The sequence below is a fragment of the Acinetobacter sp. MB5 genome, assembly GCF_003261585.1.
GTDB lineage: Bacteria > Pseudomonadota > Gammaproteobacteria > Pseudomonadales > Moraxellaceae > Acinetobacter.
The window spans coordinates 50,377-71,124 of sequence record NZ_POVU01000011.1 but is presented as its reverse complement, the minus strand read 5'-3'; the positions used below and the strand labels follow the sequence as shown (position 1 = coordinate 71,124).

General features: G+C 40.9%; 17 protein-coding genes. 9 read left to right on the top strand and 8 right to left on the bottom strand.

Annotated features, from left to right (window positions below):
* The first annotated feature begins 48 nt into the window (after positions 1 to 48).
* From rpoC to cysK, 4 genes are all read left to right on the top strand, one after another.
* Positions 49 to 4,242, top strand: a complete 4,194-nt coding sequence (gene rpoC / locus C1A47_RS12930) for a DNA-directed RNA polymerase subunit beta' (RefSeq protein ID WP_111895438.1) — start codon at positions 49 to 51, stop codon at positions 4,240 to 4,242.
* A gap of 90 nt (positions 4,243 to 4,332) precedes the next feature.
* A complete protein-coding gene (locus C1A47_RS12925) occupies positions 4,333 to 5,379 on the top strand; it encodes a tetratricopeptide repeat protein (RefSeq protein ID WP_111895437.1) in 1,047 nt (348 codons plus the stop codon).
* Positions 5,380 to 5,491: 112 nt separating this feature from the next.
* On the top strand, positions 5,492 to 5,866 hold the full coding sequence (locus C1A47_RS12920) for a hypothetical protein (protein ID WP_111895436.1): 375 nt from the start codon (positions 5,492 to 5,494) through the stop codon (positions 5,864 to 5,866).
* 144 nt (positions 5,867 to 6,010) lie between these two features.
* Positions 6,011 to 7,012: a cysteine synthase A gene (cysK, locus tag C1A47_RS12915; RefSeq protein ID WP_111895435.1), complete on the top strand. Its 1,002-nt coding sequence runs from the start codon at positions 6,011 to 6,013 to the stop codon at positions 7,010 to 7,012.
* Positions 7,013 to 7,075: 63 nt separating this feature from the next.
* Here cysK and C1A47_RS12910 read toward each other — a convergent pair whose 3' ends face one another.
* Positions 7,076 to 8,029, bottom strand: coding sequence for a cation diffusion facilitator family transporter (locus tag C1A47_RS12910; RefSeq protein WP_111895434.1), 954 nt, complete (start codon positions 8,027 to 8,029; stop codon positions 7,076 to 7,078).
* Between the two features lie 129 nt (positions 8,030 to 8,158).
* Positions 8,159 to 9,523, bottom strand: coding sequence for an amino acid permease (locus C1A47_RS12905; RefSeq protein ID WP_111895433.1), 1,365 nt, complete (start codon positions 9,521 to 9,523; stop codon positions 8,159 to 8,161).
* Positions 9,524 to 9,765: 242 nt separating this feature from the next.
* Between C1A47_RS12905 and C1A47_RS12900 the strand changes: the two genes are divergently transcribed.
* The 3 genes from C1A47_RS12900 to htpG all read left to right on the top strand — a co-directional run bounded on the left by C1A47_RS12900 (position 9,766) and on the right by htpG (position 13,642).
* Positions 9,766 to 10,122: a YMGG-like glycine zipper-containing protein gene (locus C1A47_RS12900; protein ID WP_111895432.1), complete on the top strand. Its 357-nt coding sequence runs from the start codon at positions 9,766 to 9,768 to the stop codon at positions 10,120 to 10,122.
* Positions 10,123 to 10,834: 712 nt separating this feature from the next.
* Positions 10,835 to 11,446 (top strand): OmpW/AlkL family protein, encoded by a 612-nt coding sequence (locus tag C1A47_RS12895; protein WP_111895431.1) that lies wholly within the window; start codon positions 10,835 to 10,837, stop codon positions 11,444 to 11,446.
* A 273-nt stretch (positions 11,447 to 11,719) separates the two neighbouring features.
* Positions 11,720 to 13,642 (top strand): molecular chaperone HtpG, encoded by a 1,923-nt coding sequence (gene htpG / locus C1A47_RS12890; protein ID WP_111895430.1) that lies wholly within the window; start codon positions 11,720 to 11,722, stop codon positions 13,640 to 13,642.
* A gap of 80 nt (positions 13,643 to 13,722) precedes the next feature.
* On the opposite strand, the gene C1A47_RS12885 is transcribed toward htpG, so the two are convergent.
* The 6 genes from C1A47_RS12885 to C1A47_RS12860 form a co-directional block, all read right to left on the bottom strand.
* Positions 13,723 to 14,127, bottom strand: coding sequence for an SRPBCC domain-containing protein (locus tag C1A47_RS12885; RefSeq protein WP_111895429.1), 405 nt, complete (start codon positions 14,125 to 14,127; stop codon positions 13,723 to 13,725).
* 198 nt (positions 14,128 to 14,325) lie between these two features.
* Positions 14,326 to 15,237 (bottom strand): cation diffusion facilitator family transporter, encoded by a 912-nt coding sequence (locus C1A47_RS12880; RefSeq protein WP_111895428.1) that lies wholly within the window; start codon positions 15,235 to 15,237, stop codon positions 14,326 to 14,328.
* Positions 15,238 to 15,422: 185 nt separating this feature from the next.
* The gene (locus tag C1A47_RS12875) at positions 15,423 to 16,355 is read right to left on the bottom strand and encodes a hypothetical protein (RefSeq protein WP_227539780.1); all 933 of its coding nucleotides are present in this window, start codon (positions 16,353 to 16,355) and stop codon (positions 15,423 to 15,425) included.
* Positions 16,356 to 16,419: 64 nt separating this feature from the next.
* Entirely contained in the window at positions 16,420 to 17,706 is a 1,287-nt protein-coding gene (locus C1A47_RS12870) for a hypothetical protein (protein WP_111895446.1), read from the bottom strand.
* 13 nt (positions 17,707 to 17,719) lie between these two features.
* Positions 17,720 to 17,905, bottom strand: coding sequence for a hypothetical protein (locus C1A47_RS12865; RefSeq protein ID WP_111895427.1), 186 nt, complete (start codon positions 17,903 to 17,905; stop codon positions 17,720 to 17,722).
* A 172-nt stretch (positions 17,906 to 18,077) separates the two neighbouring features.
* A complete protein-coding gene (locus tag C1A47_RS12860) occupies positions 18,078 to 18,773 on the bottom strand; it encodes a DsbA family oxidoreductase (protein ID WP_111895426.1) in 696 nt (231 codons plus the stop codon).
* Positions 18,774 to 19,085: 312 nt separating this feature from the next.
* Between C1A47_RS12860 and C1A47_RS12855 the strand changes: the two genes are divergently transcribed.
* Both C1A47_RS12855 and C1A47_RS12850 read left to right on the top strand, forming a co-directional pair.
* A complete protein-coding gene (locus C1A47_RS12855) occupies positions 19,086 to 19,727 on the top strand; it encodes a lysophospholipid acyltransferase family protein (protein WP_111895425.1) in 642 nt (213 codons plus the stop codon).
* Positions 19,724 to 20,671, top strand: coding sequence for a phosphatidate cytidylyltransferase (locus C1A47_RS12850; protein WP_111895424.1), 948 nt, complete (start codon positions 19,724 to 19,726; stop codon positions 20,669 to 20,671). The genes C1A47_RS12855 and C1A47_RS12850 overlap by 4 nt, the downstream gene beginning before the upstream one ends.
* The last annotated feature ends 77 nt before the right edge of the window (positions 20,672 to 20,748 follow it).

The following is a 20,748-nucleotide window of genomic DNA, read 5'->3' as shown; positions in this document are numbered from 1 at the left end:
GTGACCCAGTTGTGAAGTGAAAATCTTCACAACACACGGAGAAAAAAATTGAAAGACTTGCTCGATATCATGCGCAAAAAGACGGACTCAGACGGTCATGCTCCAGTAGAGTTTGATCGCATCCGTATTGGTCTTGCGTCACCAGAAATGATTAAGTCATGGTCTCACGGTGAAGTTAAAAAGCCAGAGACAATCAACTACCGTACTTTTAAACCAGAACGTGATGGTTTGTTCTGTGCCAAAATCTTTGGTCCAGTAAAAGATTACGAATGCTTGTGTGGTAAATACAAGCGTATGAAATACAAAGGCGTCATTTGTGAAAAATGTGGCGTTGAAGTAACAACTGCAAAAGTTCGTCGTGAACGTATGGGTCACATCGAGCTTGCATCTCCAGTTGCACACATCTGGTTCTTAAAATCATTACCAAGCCGTATCGGTTTGCTGCTTGATATGACATTACGTGATATCGAACGTGTATTGTATTTTGAATCATACGTTGTAACAGATCCAGGTATGACTCCGTTTGAGAAGTATCAACTTCTGACTGACGAAGAATACTTCAATGCACTTGAAGAACACGGTGATGAATTCACTGCGAAAATGGGTGCAGAAGCGGTTCAAGACTTGTTGAAAGACATCGACCTTGAAGCTGAAATCACACGTTTGCGTGAAGAAATTCCTCAAACAACTTCTGAAACGAAGTTGAAAAAAGCATCTAAACGCTTGAAATTGATGGAAGCATTCAAAGAGTCAAACAACAAGCCAGAATGGATGGTGATGAACGTACTTCCAGTACTTCCACCAGACTTGCGTCCGCTTGTACCACTTGAAGGTGGTCGTTTCGCGACTTCTGACTTGAACGATCTTTACCGTCGTGTGATTAACCGTAACAACCGTTTGAAACGTCTTCTCGACTTGGCTGCACCAGACATCATCGTACGTAACGAAAAACGTATGTTGCAAGAATCTGTGGATGCCTTGTTAGACAACGGTCGTCGTGGTCGTGCGATTACAGGTTCGAACAAACGTCCGCTTAAATCTTTGGCAGATATGATCAAAGGTAAGCAAGGTCGTTTCCGTCAAAACTTGTTGGGTAAACGTGTTGACTATTCTGGTCGTTCGGTAATTACCGTAGGTCCATCTTTACGTTTGCACCAGTGTGGTCTTCCGAAGAAAATGGCACTTGAATTGTTCAAGCCGTTTATTTTCGCGAAACTACAAGCTTCAGGTCAGGCAACAACCATTAAAGCTGCGAAGAAAATGGTTGAACGCGAGACTCCAGAAGTTTGGGACGTTTTGGCATCGGTAATTCGTCAGCATCCAGTCATGTTGAACCGTGCGCCAACACTTCACCGTTTGGGTCTTCAAGCATTTGAACCGATCCTGATCGAAGGTAAAGCAATCCGTTTGCACCCACTCGTATGTACAGCGTTTAACGCCGACTTCGACGGTGACCAAATGGCGGTACACGTACCATTAACACTTGAAGCTCAGTTAGAAGCTCGTGCGTTAATGATGTCAACCAACAACATCTTGTCACCTGCCAACGGTGAGCCAATCATCGTTCCATCTCAGGACGTTGTCTTGGGTCTTTACTACATCACACGTGATGCGGTAAATGCCAAAGGTGAAGGCATGATGTTCGCGGATACTCATGAAGTAAACCGTGCGCTTGCAACAGGTCAAGTGGCGATGCACGCTCGCGTAAAAGCACGTGTACACCAAACTGTGATCAACGAAAATGGCGAACGTGAGAAACAAACGATTGTTGTAGATACAACTCCAGGTCGTTGTTTGCTTTGGGAAATCGTACCTCAAGGCCTAAGCTTCGAGTCAATCAACCTTGAGATGACCAAGAAAAACATCTCTAAATTGATCAACTCTTGCTACCGTAAATTAGGTTTGAAAGATACAGTTATCTTTGCTGACCAATTGATGTACCTTGGCTTCCGTCAAGCGACTCGTTCGGGCGTATCTGTTGGTATGGAAGACATGGTTATTCCACCACAGAAACAATCAATTATTGACAAAGCAGAAGCAGAAGTTCGTGAAATCGAACAACAGTTCGAACAAGGTTTCGTAACGGCTGGTGAACGCTATAACAAAGTTGTCGATATCTGGGCACGTACGAATGACCAAGTTGCGAAAGCGATGATGGACAACTTGTCTTACACCACTGTGAAAAACAAACAGGGTGCTGACGAGAAGCAAAAATCATTCAACAGTATTTACATGATGTCTGACTCGGGTGCCCGTGGTAGTGCGGCACAGATTCGTCAGCTTGCAGGTATGCGTGGCTTGATGGCAAAACCAGATGGCTCGATCATTGAAACGCCAATTAAGGCGAACTTCCGTGAAGGCTTAACGGTACTCCAGTACTTTATTTCAACGCACGGTGCGCGTAAAGGTTTGGCCGATACAGCATTGAAAACTGCGAACTCTGGTTACTTGACTCGTCGTCTCGTAGACGTTGCGCAAGACTTGGTAATTACTGAACCTGACTGTGGTACAGCAGGCGGTCTAGTCATGACTCCATTGATTCAAGGTGGTGACGTGATTGAGCCATTACGTGACCGCGTATTGGGTCGTGTAACAGCTGAAGATGTAAAACGTGCATCTGATGATGAAGTTGTATTGCCAATTGGTACGTTAATTGACGAAAAAATCGCAGCTTACCTTGAAGAGGCAGGTGTCGATGAAGTTAAAGTACGTTCAGTTGTCAGCTGTGAATCTTCATTTGGCGTATGTGCGAAATGTTATGGTCGTGACTTGGCTCGCGGTCACTTGGTAAATCCAGGTGAATCTGTGGGTGTTATGGCAGCACAATCAATTGGTGAACCAGGTACACAGTTAACCATGCGTACGTTCCACGTGGGTGGTGCAGCGAGCCGAACTTCTGCGGCAAACAGCGTACAAGTGCGTAACAAAGGTACCGTACGTTTCCATAACGTGAAAACTGTACAACATGCGAAAGGTCACTTGGTTTCTGTTTCACGTTCAGGTGAAATCGGTATTGCGGATGATCTAGGTCGTGAACGCGAACGCTATAAACTTCCATACGGTGCAAGCATTGTATTGAAAGATGGCGAAATCGTGGAAGCTGGTGGCGTAGTGGCAACTTGGGATCCACATACACATCCACTTGTAACAGAAGTGGCGGGTAAAGTACGTTTCTCTCAAATTGCTGACGGCGTAACTGCAACATCGAAAACTGATGATGCAACAGGTATGACTACGGTTGAAATCTTGCCTGTAACAGCTCGTCCTGTATCTGGTAAAGATATGCGTCCTGCGATCGTACTTGATACGGCAGATGGCACTGAACAGTTCTACTTCTTGCCACAAAACACAATCGTGACTGTCCGTGATGGCGAAACGATTGGTGTGGGTGACGTTATTGGTCGTGTACCACAAGAAACTTCACGTACTCGTGACATTACCGGTGGTTTGCCACGTGTTGCTGACTTGTTCGAAGCACGTAAGCCGAAAGAACATGCAATCTTGGCTGAAGTGTCAGGTGTTGTGAGCTTCGGTAAAGAGACCAAAGGTAAGAACCGTCTTGTGATCAGCCCAGACGATGGCTCTGAGATTTATGAAGAGCTTATTCCGAAATGGCGTACCATCAACGTGTTCGAAGGTGAACATGTGAACCGTGGTGAAACCATTTCTGATGGTCCACAAAACCCACATGACATCTTACGCTTGAAAGGTGAAGTGGCGTTGACGAACTACATCGTGAATGAAGTTCAAGACGTTTACCGTCTCCAAGGTGTAAAAATCAACGATAAGCACATTGAAGTTATCGTACGTCAAATGTTGCGTAAAGTAGATATCACTGATGGCGGTGATACAAGCTTCATCAAAGGTGAGCAAGTCGATTACATCCGCATGGTACAAGAAAACCAAGCAGTTGCAGCGCAAAACAAATTCCCTGCGAAATTTGAGCGTCAATTGATGGGTATTACCAAAGCGTCGCTTTCTACTGACTCGTTCATTTCTGCTGCATCGTTCCAGGAAACCACTCGTGTGTTAACTGAAGCGGCTGTAACAGGTAAAGAAGATGACTTGCGTGGTCTGAAAGAGAACGTGGTTGTAGGTCGTTTGATTCCTGCAGGTACAGGTCTTGCGTATCACTTGGAGCGTCGTCGTCAAGAAGCTGAAGCTGCTGAGTTTGAACTTCACAATGACTTTAGCGATGTTGACCAAGCGTTTAGCCAAGCATTAAATGAAAGCCAATTCTAAGTTTGAATTGACTGACTAAAAAAAGAGCCTTTCGAGGCTCTTTTTTTGTTTATATACTTTGAAAAATAACGAATTGGAAAATTTAGAAGAATGAATATAGAGCAAGTATTACTGAAAATTGAGCAGGTTAAAAAATTTCTTGAAGCACAAGAATTTAAGCAAGCTGAAAATATCATTAAGGAATTATCTACATCTAAATCTATTACTAAAAATCAAAGATTTTTTGCTGCAGTACAATTTAGTTTAGGAAGTATTTATGCAGAGCAGAAAAAATTAGAAGAAGCTATTGCCGTATACAAAGAGGTTTCAAAAGAGCAATCAGAATGGTATGCAAAAGCTCAATTTAATCTAGGACTTATTTACAAACAGCAAGGTGATCTAAAGTTAGCAATAGATGCTTATAGTAATATACCTCAAGCAGAATTAAGATTATACACTCAAGGAAGATGGAATATTCTGATGATTTATTTAGATCAGAAAGAATTTATAAAATTTGAGAACGATCTAAAAAGTATTGATTTTGATAAAGAAATATACTTATCTGGAAAAATATATCATTTAAATTTGTATAAAATCATTGCTGAGAAGAACTTACTTGAAAAATTACACCCTTTAGTAAAGAAAATCATAATATTGTTAAATAAATTGGTGGTTAATAAATCAGAAGGCTATTTAATTGCTCACTATACTACGCCTACCGTTGCCTATTTGATGCTGGATCATAAAAATCAAGAGCATCCATCTAAACTTAGACTCAACCCGATTGACTTTATGAATGACCCAACAGAAGGGGCATTGATTAATCAGTTATTTGCTTTTGAAGCTAAACAAAATCCTCAACTTGAACAGCACAAATCTTTTATTGGTTGTTTTACCTTACATCATGATTCACTGAATCAATTTCGTTTATATGGTAAAGAAAATCAGCGAGAAGCATCGGGTGTTAGTCTTGTGATGGATCGTTCTACACTATTTGAAAATCAATCGAATTTTAATTTTCTTAATCATAATGTATTCATCTTAGAACAAGCATTAGTAGATTTAAGAAATTTAAAAATTCAGCAAAAAGAAGATTCTGAAAATAGTAAAGAACAGCCAAAATTCTCTGATTTAAAATTGCCTTTGTATTTACTTTGATCCTGATTCGGGTTTAATTCATGTCGCACAGCGAGAAGAGTGGACGTTTTGCCGTGAAAAGGGCAGTTGTCAAGATAATGGTTGGAGTGATTATAAAGATAAAATTGATCAGGTGAATGACTCGGTTAGAGTATTGATTGCTGAGATTAAAGCCTTAATTGAACAGATTAATCCTGCTGAAAACTCAGATGAAGCTGAATTGATTGAAGAAATCCTATTACCTTTACGTTATCTGATTAAACACTATGCTTTTAAAGAAGAGCAGGAATGTCGCACCATTTATATTACTCAGTGGAATGATAAAAAAATTCGGTTAGACCCCAATCTAAAGCGTGTATATGTGGATTATCAAAGTATTTTACCCGCAATGGAAAAAATCTTTTTATCAGTTGGCGCATTACACCATGAGAGTACCTTGCAGTATTTGGGACAAAACGCAGATAAAGCTTTTAACGTAAAACGCTCACATAATCCCTTTAGAACTTAATCAACAAAAACAGGTTTTGCTTAGCGGCTTATCGAATATGCTTAGCATAAAAATTCATAAATGCTGAGCAAGATTGTTTGAGATTGGGAATTAAAACGGTTTATGATTTTAAAATCATCTTTAAAAAATCATTCAGGAAGACTCATGGCAACTGATGCACAATTTCAAGCCCCTGCGAACTTAGGTATTGCAGTTTATGCAAACAATGCAGAAGCAATTGGTAACACACCACTGGTTCGTATTAACCGTATTATTCAAGGCGGTGCGACAGTTCTGGCGAAAATCGAAAGCCGTAACCCAGCATTTTCAGTCAAATGTCGTGTAGGCGCAGCACTGGTTGCCGATGCTGAAAAACGTGGCGTACTCAAAGCAGGCATGCACATTGTTGAGCCAACCAGTGGTAACACAGGCATTGCTTTGGCATTTGTTGCAGCAGCAAAAGGTTATCCAATTACCTTAACGATGCCAGCTAGTATGAGTCTTGAGCGTCGTAAAGTACTAAAAGCGCTTGGTGCAAACCTGGTACTGACGGAACCTGCAAAAGGCATGAAAGGTGCGGTTGATGAAGCTGTGCGCCTTGCAACAGAACAGCCTGAGCTTTACTTCCTGCCACAACAGTTTGAAAATCCAGCAAATCCGCAAATTCACCAAGACACCACTGGCCCTGAAATTTGGCTGGCGACAGGTGGTCAGGTCGATATTTTGGTCTCTGGCGTGGGGACTGGCGGTACGATCACAGGGATTTCGCGTTACTTTGAACAAGTACAAAACAAACCGTTATATTCAGTTGCGGTTGAACCTGCTGAATCTCCAATCATCAGCCAAACCAAACGTGGTGAAAGCATTACCCCAGCGCCACATAAAATTCAGGGGATTGGTGCAAACTTTATTCCTAAGAACCTAGACCTCAGCTTGGTCGATGAAGTCTTGCCAATTACTAGTGAAGAAGCATTGGAATGGGCACGTAAAACTGCTACTCAAGAAGGGATTTTAGTCGGTATTTCATGTGGTGCAGCGTTGGCCGCTGCTGCTAAACTGGCTGAACGCCCTGAAAATGCAGGTAAAACCATTGTGGTGATTTTACCAGATAGCGGTGAACGCTATTTGTCGTCAGTATTGTTTGAAGGCTTGTTCGCTGACGAATAAGTATAGGGCGGATATTAAAAAGGCAAGGTTGATCCCTTGTCTTTTTTTATGTCAGTTTTCATGTTACTGGGCACTTCTGCGACGTTCTGCCAAACGTTGCAACCAAACCAATTTTGTTTGTGGTTTGATAAATAAACCCACGATTTCAGGGTGCATACGTTTGACTCGTGTTTCTAAACGATTGACACAGGCTTCGATTTCATCGGATGTCAGATTATCTTTAAACTCTAAACTGAGAGAGGCAATGACCTGATGTGCACCCATTTGCTGAGTAAGAACACCATTGGCATGTAGAACATCATAATCTTGCTGAACCAGCTCTAAAATGTGCTTAGGCAGCGCAGGATCGGCAGATTCACCCATCAGTAGACCTTTAGTTTCGCGTGCCATAAAGAAAGCCACAATCGCCAAAATACAGCCAATTAAAATAGAGGCAATGCCATCTAGTATTGGTGCATGGTAATAGTGAGATAAAAACACCCCCAAAAAGGCGATGACTAGGCCAACCAGTGCAGCACTATCTTCAAATAAGACAGTAAAAATGGTCGGATCTTTGCTTTTACGGAACGCTTCAAAATAGCCCATATTGCCTTTGTACTTGCGAAAACCTTTGAGTGCGACCAGCCATGAAAAACCTTCGCAGATAAAGGCAATTGCCAAAATAACATAGTTAATCATGGGCGATTTGATCGGTTCAGGCTGGAAAATATGATGAATCCCCTGATAAATCGAAACGACAGAACCTAATGCAAAAACCAGTAATGCCACCATAAATGACCAAAAATACAACTCACGACCATAGCCAAAGGGGTGTTCATCATCGGGGGGTTGTTGGGATTTTTTTAAACCGTAGAGCAGTAAAATTTCATTGAGCGTATCAACGACGGAATGCACCGCTTCGCTGAGCATTGCGGCGCTAGAGGTGAGAAAAGCCGCAATAAATTTGGCAACTGCAATAATCAGGTTGCCCAAAAGTGCAATATAGATTACACGATGGTGCTGTTGGGCTTTTTTCATGGATCATTCTCAAAGTGACATACTTCGGATGGTATATGGATATTCTACGCTTGATTAAAATTATAAACATAAAAAAGCCTTGTTGAGTGCTGCAACAAGGCCTTGAGTTTGATCAATTTAGTTAAGTTCTTATTTGTGTTTTGCTGAAACCAAGAATTTATGTGCAACAGCTAGTAATGCCAGCCACGCTGCACCGACATACAGCGCAGGGCGTGAGTCAGGGAAGTAACCAATCATCGCAATCACAAAAATCATAAATGCAGTTGCCAGAATTGGGGCAATCGGCCAGCCAATGACAGGGAAATCCAGTTTTTTGATTTCTTCAGCACTGAGTTTTTTACGCATGCCCATTTGTGCTAATAAGATCATGAGCCAGACATACACCGTTGCAAAGGTGGCGATAGAAGCAATGATTTCAAAGACATTTTCTGGAATGAGGTAATTCAGAACCACACCAACCAAAAGCACAACCGTCATGACGACAACAGGCATGAGGGGAGCGCCATTTTTAGACGTTTTGCAGAAAACTTTGGGTGCATGTCCTTTGAGTGCCATACCGTACATCATACGGCCTGCGCCAAAGACATCACTGTTAATGGCTGAAACAGCCGCAGTAATCACCACGACATTCAGAATGGCTGCTGCAGATTTAATGCCTAAACCTTCAAAGATCTGAACAAATGGACTGCCTGATGTCCCGATTTGATTCCATGGAAAAATCGACATCAACACAAAAATCGTCAGAACATAGAACAGAATAATACGAATCGGTACGGCATTAATGGCTCGTGGAATTGCGGTTTTCGGGTCTTGGGTTTCACCTGCGGTGACACCAATGATTTCAATACCACCAAAAGCAAATACTACAACCGAGAAGCAGGCAATAAACCCAGCAATGCCATTGGGCATGAAACCGCCGTTTTGCCATAAATTGGCAATCCCTGGGGTGAAGTCGCTATTTGGAATATGCATGCCATAGAGCATGATGCCAAAACCACCTAAAATCATGGCAATAATTGCGGTGACTTTCACAATCGACAGCCAAAATTCTACTTCACCATACACTTTGACATGAATCAGGTTAATTGCGCCAAGGAATAAAATGACTGAGAGTACCCAAATCCAGCGCGGGACATCGGGGAACCAGAAACCCATATAAATACCAAATGCCGTGACATCAGCAATCGCGACAATCACCATTTCAAAGACATAGGTCCAGCCTGTGGTAAAGCCTGCCAATGGACTTAAATATTCAGATGCATAGCGGCTAAATGAGTCTGAAACAGGGTTATGGACAGCCATTTCACCCAGTGCACGCATGACGATATAAATGGCAATACCTGCAATCATGTAGGCAAGTAAGACCGATGGCCCTGCCTGTTTGATGGCGGATGCTGAACCATAAAATAGCCCCGTTCCAATCGCTGAGCCCAGCGCAAGGAAACGGATATGACGCGTACTTAGTCCACGCTGTAAAGTAGATGTCTCTGACATTGTTCACTCCAATTCATGCGCGCATATTGTATAGAAGCTTAGCTATGAGTTCACAAAAAAAATCCTTACTGCACATATTTTGTGCTAATTAAAATTATTTTGCATTGTATTGGTGCGTTTAGAGCGGGATTACAAAAACACAGTAAGAAAATTCTTGGTTGTAACAAAATGTGATTAGCCTTTGTTATAAAAAAGTTTAGTCTAATAGTTAATGATGAAGTAATCTGTTTCGGAGTTGAATGATGAAAAAAGTATTGAGCCTATGTCTAATCACTGCATTGACTGGGTTAATGTTGGCTGGCTGTCAGGATATGTCTCCTTCCAATCAACGAATTGGTGCCGCTGCTTTAGGTGGAGCGATTGGTGGTGGTGCAGGTAATCATGTTGGTGGTGGTTTAGGTGCAGGTGTGGGCGCTGCTGCTGGTGCAGGAATTGGCAGCCACACTCAAAATAGCAATTCTAAAACGACAACCAGTAGCGCGATTGGCGCTGGTGTGGGGGCTGTCATTGGTAAAGCGGTACTCGGTGGCGATGCTGGCGCTGCGATTGGTGGTGCCATCGGTGGTGGTGCAGGTGCTGCTATTCAAGAAAATAAATAAACCTAAAGTAAGGTTGGAAAAAAAGGCTATCGATTGGATAGCCTTTTTTGTATCTGCGTTGGTCTAAATCTCAGGCCATGATCTCATCTTCAGGTCTATGTTCAGCATTGATCTATGAGTTTCGCCAAAAAAATTTCAAATGCAGTCATGAAAAAAGGAAAGTTGCATGCTAATCAATAGCCTTCTTTCATAATTGCTTACACCCTCTTTATTTTTCTCTACTAGGGAGAAATAAAAAGGACTTATGAAAGAAGTCTAATAGATAATTTTATGGACATTATGTGGTTTTTATATAGATTTGAGATGATAGGAGCGCAATCAAAGTGAAATTTTAATCTAAGTTGAAAATGATATGAATAATAAAAGATAACAATATTTAAGAGAAGATTGACTGGGTTCACACTATATTTAATTTATGGTGTTAAATTATAAATAAATATAAAAACAAGATATTTAAATCATATTAAAATGGTCGGGATAATATAATTTTTATAAGATAAAATGAATTTTATTCATATTTAAATTAACCTTATTAAAATGGTTGGATATTATATTTAAATAAAATAAAACCAACTAAATTAATAAGATATAAAAAATATGTATTTAGAAAACAGATATTTATATTTTAATTATATACACTTGTAAAAAAATGTATTGCATTCGTTTAAATCAGATTTTAATATTTACTTAATCTATAAAAGGGGTATTAAAAATGTTGAAACAAGCATTAGTCCTAGCATTATTGGCAGCGTCTTCTGCAACATTTGCAGGTAATTGGCAAGTTAAAGTCGGTGGTAGTGTTGTTGCTCCATCAGAAGATAATAATACTTTGGCAGATGGGGCTGTGACTCATGTTAAAGCCGAAAATGCTTATAGCTTTACACCATCTGTAGAATACTTTTTTGGTAATAGCAATATTTCAACGGAATTATTGCTTGCTACGCCTTTAAAACATGATGTAACGACGAATGGGGCAAAAATTGCATCTTTTAAAGAATTGCCACCGACACTAACAGTTAAATATAACTTTAAAAATTCAACAGGCTTTACACCATATATTGGTGTCGGTGCGACAGCGGTGATTGTCTGGGGTGAAAAAACAACAGGTGTAATCGCGGGAACAAAACTGAAAGCTGACAATGCTTTTGGTGTTGCAGGTCAAGTCGGTTTTAACTTCCAACCTGCCGATGCGAAAAACTGGGGTGTGTTCGCCGATGTTCGTTATGCAAATATCAGCTCTGACCTAAAACTTGATGGTGCAAAAATTGGCTCTTTAGATGTCAATCCATGGGTTTACACAATTGGTTATAGCTACCGTTTCTAAGTCTCTTCGCAACAGAGTTAGAATTAAAACCTCATTCTTTTGAATGGGGTTTTTTTATTTTGGGCTGAATATTGGTTAAATCAATTTTTGCTGTTGAGTACGCATTTTGAAGTACGTTAATCAGGGTTTAGTTGTCTTATTTAAAAGTCAAATTTTGAGCTTCGCAGCTTTCATCAATAAAAAATCTTAAATTTAAGGATTGAAAAATTTCAGAATCCCTCCATTCATAAAGCATTCTAAAAAATACCTGATGTATCTGTTAAGGAGTGATTCATGAGCGAACAAAAAGCTTCACAAAACTATAGTTTCCAGGCAGAAGTTGCCCAACTTTTGCATCTCGTGACGCATTCACTATATTCCAATCCTGAAATTTTCCTTCGTGAATTGATTTCAAACGCGTCAGATGCCTGTGACAAACTCCGTTTTGAAGGCATTAATCATCCAGAATTTTATGAAGATGATGCAGATCTGCATGTCCGTGTTAGTCTCGATAAAGAGCAAAAAACCATTACCATTTCGGACAATGGTATTGGTTTGACTGAGCAAGAAGCGATTGAAAACTTGGGTACAATTGCCAAGTCAGGGACGAAAGACTTTATGTCTAAACTGACAGGTGACCAAAAATCGGATGCACAACTGATCGGTCAGTTTGGTGTCGGTTTCTACTCAGGCTTTATTGTTGCCGAAAAAATTACCGTTGAATCACGCCGTGCAGGTGCTGCGGCATCTGAAGGTGTACGCTGGATTAGCGGTGGTACAGGTGAGTTTGAAGTTGAACAGATTGAGAAAACTTCACGCGGGACTGACATTATCTTGCATTTGCGTGACGATGCATTGGACTATTTAGAGTCTTATAAAGTTAAGCAAATCATCAACAAATACTCTGACCACATTAGCTTGCCAATTCAAATGCAAAAAGAAGTTTGGCAGCAAGAAGAAGTGGCTGAAGGTGAAGAGCCAAAAGCAGGTCAGTATGTCAAAACCGATGAATGGGAAGCGGTTAACTCGGCAAGTGCACTTTGGACACGCAACAAAAGTGAAGTGACTGAAGAGCAATATGTTGAGTTCTATAAAAATTTAACCCATGACTTTGATGCACCATTGGCGTGGGCGCATAACCGTGTTGAAGGTAATACTGAATATACGCAGCTTTTATATATTCCAAGCAAAGCCTCTCAAGACATTTTCACACGTGAAGCGAAAGCAGGCATCAAACTGTATGTAAAACGTGTGTTTATTATGGATGATGCAGATAATCTGATTCCAAACTATTTGCGCTTTGTACAAGGTGTTGTTGACAGTGCTGACTTGCCACTGAATGTTAGCCGTGAGTTGTTGCAAGAAAGTCGTGATGTTAAAACCATTCGCGAAGGCAATGCACGCCGTATTTTGACGGTGATTGATGGCTTAGCCAAATCTGAAGATGAAAAAGATCAGGAAAAATTCAAGCAGTTCTATAGCGAATTTGGTGCGGTCATCAAAGAAGGTTTGGGCGAAGATTTTGGCAACCGTGAGCGTATTTTAAAAATCTTACGTTTTGCAACGTCAACCAGTGACGAAATCAGCACTTCTTTAGCTGACTATAAAGCACGCATGAAAGAAGGGCAAAAAGCCATTTACTATGTGACTGCGGATAGTTTGGCGGCTGCGAAAAACTCACCACAACTTGAAGTCTTTAAGAAAAAAGGCATCGAAGTGTTGTTGATGGCGGATCGTGTCGATGAATGGGCAATGAACTTTGTCAATGAGTTCGATGGTACACCAATGCAAAGCGTGTCTAAAGGCGCGGTAGACTTGGGTGACTTGCAAGATGCTGAAGAGAAAAAGGCATTGGAAAAAGCCGCTGAAGACTTCAAGCCAGTGGTTGAAAAACTTTCTGATTCGTTGAAAGACAAAACTAAAGAAGTGCGTGTAACCACACGTCTAGTCGATTCACCTGCATGTTTGGTAACCAGCGAAGGTGAGTTATCTCCGCAGTTGCTTCGCATGTTGAAACAGGCGGGTCAGGCTGTTCCTGAGAGCAAACCAATTCTTGAGATTAACCCTGAACACCCATTGGTGAAAAAACTCGACAACTCAGCGCAGTTCGACGACTTGGCTAATGTGATTTTTGATCAGGCGGTGATTGCAGAAGGTGGCTTACCTGAAGATCCTGCAGCATACGTGAAACGTATTAACAGCTTATTATTAAAATAAATTGTTAGAGTTTTAAGTGTTTGGAAAACCGAGCAGTGCATCGCTCGGTTTTTTATTGAATTGCGGAAATAAAAGTCTACTTACTGTTCGATGTAGGCTTTGAAATTATTCAAAATTGCATGCCAACCCATTCGCTGCTGTTCGATTGGGAATTCATCTTCTGGATCAAATTCTACGCTAACTATGACGCTATGCGGTTTCTGTAAAAATTCAACTTTGGCATGACGCTCACCAAAGTCATATTCGACCAATTGTTGTGGAATAATTTTTGTAAAAACACCAGCAAAATCAAATCCCATACTGCCATCTTTGGCTTCCATCCGCGAACAGAATTTTCCCCCAACGGTAAAGTCAGAACTTGCTTTTACCGTATGCCAGTCGGGTGAAGCACTATTCCATTTTTCAATATCCTGAGGGGTATTATAACCAGCCCAGATTTTTTCTAAGGGCGCATTGATCTCTGTTTCAACTCGAATTTTTTTCATATATTTTTATTCCCTGATGATTGAATATGCTGCCGAAAGGTCAGCATAATTCACAAAGATACAGAAATACTATGCTGATTTTGTCGATTTGGCTTTCGCGCTGTTGGTCTTTACCCAGATGTTTGTGTTGTAGGGTATCTGGTATAAATATAAGATTTTTTTTTAATTATTTTTTGTTGGTGGTTAACCAGTCTTGATTTATACAGGATCGATATGTGTAATCACATCAATGACACGGTGCTTTTGCATAATCTGATTGCGGACATTGACCGCAATATCATGTCCCTCTCGTACACTGAGCGAACCATCGACTTCAATATGTGCATCGACAATAATCATGTCGCCCATTTTTCGGCTACGGATGTTATGTACGCCGCTAATGCCTGCTGTACTGAGAAAAGTTTGGCGAATGGCTTGGACTTCGCTGTCATCGGCTGCACGGTCCATTAAATCACTCAGTGCTTCCCATGCAAACTCACCGCCCATTTTCAGGATGATACAGCCGACAATTAAGGCCGCAATTGGGTCTAAAATTGGGTAACCCATCAAATTTCCAATAATCCCGACCATAACAACTAACGATGATGCGGCATCGGAACGAGCGTGCCATGCATTGGCGACCAGCATACTGGATTTAACCTGTTTTGCGATGCGGAGCATGTAACGGAACAGGAGTTCTTTGGCAATCAGGGCAGTCGCTGCCACATAAATGGCAATGCTATGGACTTGAGGAATGTCCTCATGATGCATGATCTTGTGAATAGCAGAAATTGACATGCCAATACCGACACCCAATAACAGTAATCCCAACATTAAAGAGGCTGCATTTTCAAAGCGATAATGCCCAAAAGGATGATCATCATCAGCATCTTTATGACTGAAATGGTTGGCAATCAGGACAATAAAATCTGCAATCAGATCGCTGAGGGAGTGAATCCCATCTGCAACTAAACCTTGTGATTTGGAGAAAAGACCAATGATAATTTGCAGAATCGAAAGACATAAATTAACCGTAACACTCACCCATGTCGTTTTGCTGGCTGCCTGAGCACGCTGTTCAGGATGAATGAAGTCATCATCATGAGTATCATCAAAATGGGGTATGAGCATGGTGGTAAGATCACAATCGAAAAAGCGGGGACTAGAGTGTAAAGTGTACGCTATTTTAGTTGTGAATTGTGCTTTATTTTTTAAAAAATAATTAAAAATCATATATTTAATTTAAAGTGATAGTCTTGTGAATATTGAAAACAATTTCAGTTTGGAAATGGTTCTTATGTCACAGTGTTGAATATCTAGAAGTTGGTATCAAATTGTAGTGAAGTGCTTAAAATGTGCCGACCATTATCACTGGTTAAGTCCTTGTAATAAGACACTTCATTTTCAATATAGATCCAGTTTCGCCAGAGTGGGCGTCGCCAAGACAGGTAAGGTCCCCAGCTTTGCACTTCAATATCGCGCTTGGTTTTATCATAAATGCCGTTGGAATAAATGCCATAGGTCAGACGGTTATCATCAGGAAATTGTTGCTGGCGAAATAAGTGGTTGTCCCATGTATAAGTTTCGTCATAGGTTTTGACCACTGAAAATTGGGTTGATGCGAGGGTTGTTTTGGATTCTTGTTGAGTGAATTTGAAATTGGTTTCTGAATAATTCCGACTTTCCGCGCCATAACGAAAAGTTTGAGCGGCATTAAAGCTAAACTTAGGACTCAGCTTCCAGTTTTTTTCCGCGCTTAATTCAACATAAACATCTGAGTCTGAATTGGAACCGAGATTCATGTCATTTTGGAAAGGCAGCATTTTCGATAAATCAGATAAAACGTGTTTGACCCAGTGACTGTCTGTACTGACCTTTTTGTGGGAAGCTGTTTTATGATGATTGATACCAAAAACGCGACGTTTTCGATGACTTTGTTCTGCCGACTGGGCTTTCTCTGCCAAAGAGTCATGACCAAAGGGCGCCATCAATTCCTGAATTAATTCAGGGGATGTCGGATCGAATTGAGGTGCAAAAGGATAGTTTGGAGGTGCTTGATCTTGATGTAAAGTTGAGTGTCGCCATGTATGGTGATTTGGGTGATGAACATGGCAACTATTGTTAGATGAAAGCACAAATAAAGAATGCAGTGAGGCATTAGAACAGAGAGATGCAACTGCCCCTGTTGAGGCAACTAACATGAATAAGGTGAATGGGTTATTTGCGGCAAAGGTATGAAAATGAGTCATGAGCATAAAGCATCAAAAACATTTGTTTATGATGCAAAGATACACCCACTATTTTAACAAACGCTTAAAATTGATGTTCAACCAGTAATTTTTGTGTTTGTGTATACAGTGCTTCAACGCTAATGGGTTGTGGCAATGTTTCAATAATCTCACGGAACAACTGCCAACTTATGCCATCGTTACGTGATAATAAGATACATGGATAAGCAATTTCATTCGGCATTAGTTTGAGGCGCCGTTCACCATGTACAACACGATATTTTTGTCGCTCTTTGATTAAAAGCAATGGCGTTTCCACAGTTGCTTGAGTTTCTTCAAATGGGATAAAGCGTTGTGGCAAAATCATGGATGCAGGAATAAAAGAATACATATGTTGTTGTTGCCATAGATTTTTGGCTTGTAGGTATTCATTAAACAGCAAGTCTATACTGTGATAGCTGGTTTGGAACTGTCCCCAAGACAGCGTTTTGACACTGGCTAGCATGGTCTCAGTTTGCAGGCAATATTGCTGTGCAAGTTGCCCTGCGGTTTGAATGTCACGAACCCCTAAAATGGCGATATAACCGAGAAACTGCCCTTCGGTATTCATGCGTTCCGCAATCACCGTTGGTGCATAGTGAATGTCTGTAGTCCGTTGAAACAAACTAAAACAGGTTAGGTACTGGGAAATTTCATTTTGATTTTGAAAAATCACTTCAAAGCAGAGCTGTGGAAATCCTTCGATACGCATCGGCAAGATTTGATGAATATCCAGATTACGTTCAGGTCTTTCAGGCGTTATTGGCTTGTTTGTGTCCGCAGGAGCTTCGCTCTCTGATGGAACAGTTGGCTCTTCTGAGCTGGTTTCAGGACGGATCGGTGTTTCAATACCTAAGCGCTGATTAAACTCATCATCTGTCAGTAGACATTGCAACAAATTCTGCTGCTGCAACATCCATTGATAAGCTTCATTGAGATGGCCTTTCCAGCTACAGTGAATTGCACCCCGTCGTGCCTGTGGAATCAGCCAGATTTGCCAAAGTTTCTGATCGAGATCGTATAAAATTGCCCAGCCCATGTTTGGATTCTGGTTCAGGGCTTGCAATAGCAAGGAGCGATCATAGAATAAACCGCGGTGGCTATTTTGGAATTTGGACAGTTTGAGTAATTCATTGCATAAGTGAATTTGTACTTCTGATGAGTGAGTGCTTTTAGGGGATTGGATGGTAATGGGTTTTTCGCAAATTTGAAAAATTTCTTTCAGATGGTGGACTGCCTGTGCACGTTGAAAGAGAGGAGCACGTTCATTATCAGCAAGAATAATGGTTTGTTGAATGTCTTTAATCAGTAATGCTTTTTCTAATAAATTCATTGCTTCAATCACCTTACTTGCTAATATAGTTTTTAGCTTTGTTGAGATATTGTGTAAGTAATTGATTTAAAGTCAATTCTAGAATTTTATATTCATCGGTATTCTGATCTGTATAACAATTTGCAAGTTCAATCAGTTCATCCAAATTAAGCTGATCATAGCGAATTTTTTCTTGTAAAAATTCTTGTAACTGTAGCATGGCAGTCCGATAAAAAAGCACAGATGTCTAGAATTATAACCAAGTTCTTTGAGTTTAAAACCCGTGTCTAGGAAAAACATTACTTTATCTTTGGGTACTTTATAATTGTTTGATATATTTATTATATTTCTAAAATAGTGTGATTTTTTTCTTGTTTTTAGAAAGCGCAGAATTACTGCGCTGAAGATGGGGGAATATCACACTGTTGCTCATCACATTGAGCAGCATTGGCATCGGGTTGAATATCACTGGCTTGCTTTAAAGCTTGCAGGAAAATTTCCTGAGACTGCGCACCTGAGACCGCTAATTTTTGTTCAAAAACAAAAAATGGCACGCCTGTCACATTGAGCTGTTCATGGGCAATTTTTTCGTCATGGCGAACAAATTCGGCAAATTCATCTGAATCGAGCACATACTCAACTTCAGCATGATCCAACCCAATTCGAGAGGCAATTTCTTCAATCACTTCATGCTCGCCAATCGAGAGTCCTTCGGTCATGTAAGCATGAAAGAAAGCTTCTTTGGCTTGATTGCCTAAACCTTTACTTTGAGCCAAGTGGATAATGCGGTGAGCATTGAAACTGTTACCTGAATTGGCTTTTTCCCATTGAAAGTCAATCCCTTCACTGGCAGCCAGTGCAGCAATATTACGTTGCATCTCTTGCATTTCAGGCACTGTACGCCCATATTTTTGTGCCAGACGCTCAGTATTATTCACTGTATGTTTCACAGGGGCATTTGGATCAAGTTCAAAGCTGTGCCAGTGAATATCAAGTTCGATACCTGCCTGTTCAGCGACATGTTCTAGACGCTTTTTGCCAATATAACAAAACGGGCAGACCACATCTGACCAAATATCTACACGCATATATAGACTCTTAAATAGATAGATTTCACATGGTAAGGCCAATAATTCTGAATGAAAAGTGACTTAGTGCAACACAGGTTGTTAAATCTGCAACGTAGGACATGTTGATGCGTGTTGATTGAATCGAATCGGAGAATAGAAATAGCACATAGAAATCATGTTCTTAGATGGGAAATAGGTATGTTCTAGTACCATGATCAGTTGAAAAATGCTTTTATCAATCAGAGTGCTTCTCTACAATGTTTGGCAAATAACTTTGGATGATGATTGATCATCCTGAAAATATGCAATAAGAACAAGCTGGAGAACAATATGTTGACGCGTGCAATGGCAGAAATGCTGTCGATTATGACACGCTATAGTGCGCGACTCCTGACAGGTGCGCGCAGCATTTGGCGGGGCTGTCAGCCCGAACTGAAACAGCGCATTTATTTTGCCAACCATAACAGCCATATTGACTTCATTTTGTTGTGGTCGTCTCTGCCACGCCGTGTACGCCATCAAACCCATCCGATTGCAGCCTCAGATTACTGGCTAAAAAACCGTTTTCGGCGTTTTATTATTCAGGATACCTTTTCAGGGATTGTCATTCAGCGCCATCGGCAACATGCAGAGGATGATCCTTTGCAACCCGTGAAAGATATTTTAGCGCAAGGGGATTCCATCATCTTCTTTCCCGAAGGGACACGTAACCTGAATGATGATTGTGAGCTGCTTGAGTTTAAAAGTGGTTTATATCATTTGCAGCAACAGTTTCCACAGGTGGAAATTGTGCCTGTGTGGATTTCTAACTTAAAGCGGGTGATGCCCAAAGGTGCGATTATTCCCTTACCGTTATTGTCTACGGTGATTTTTGGTGAACCCTTGCAGCATACCCAAGCGATGCCCAAAGATGAGTTTCTAGCCTACGCACAGCAGCAGTTATTAAAATTAAAAGAGTTTGAATATCAATGAATTTAGAACAGTTCCATACCACCAATGCACTGTTCGCAACACTGGCAGTGATTTTACTGATGGCATCGCTGATTGGTGGTTATCTGAAATATCGGATTCAGTTTGCGCCACATGCGGTTATCGACAATCTCAACATGCGAATCAATGCATGGTGGGTGATGTTGTTAGTTTTGGGTATTGCGATTTACTTGGGGCAAGTCAGTGTGATAGTGCTGTTTGCCCTGATTTCATTTTTTGCCTTGCGTGAATTTATTAGCTTGTTGCCCACGCGGCGCGGGGATTATCTGCCGTTGTTGATCGCGTTTTATATCGTGATTCCATATCAGTATTACTTGGTGTATATCGACTGGTACGGCTTATTTACCATCTTTATTCCACTGTATTTATTTCTACTGATTCCGATTGCCACCTTAAAACATGAAGACACCACACGCTTTTTGGAGCGTAGCGCCAAGATTCATTGGGGCTTAATGGTGTCGGTGTTCTGTATTTCGCATGTGCCTGCTTTGCTGAATTTGCATGTGGCGCATTTTGGGAAACCGAATGTCTGGCTGGTGATCTGGTTGGTACTGGTGGTGCAAATTTCGGATGTGTTGCAATACATCTGTGGCAAGTTGTTTGGTCGACACAAAGTTGCGCCTGTGTTGTCGCCATCGAAAACTGTAGAAGGGCTTTTGGGCGGTATGTTTTTAGCGGTGTTGGTCGGTGTTGCTATGTCGTGGCTCACGCCGTTTAACACGTGGCAAGCTGCGTTGATTGCTTTTATTTTATGTGTGTTTGGTTTCTTTGGTGGCTTGGTGATGTCTGCGATTAAGCGTGATCGTGGGGTGAAAGACTGGGGGCAATTGATTCATGGGCATGGGGGCATGCTGGATCGGATTGATTCGATTTGTTTTTCTGCACCGATTTTCTTTCATATTCTGCGGTTTTGGTGGAGTAGCTGATGAATTGATTACTTTTATATCAATAAAATTAATTTATAAAATAAAAATTAATCAATTTTATTGATTATTTGGTTATT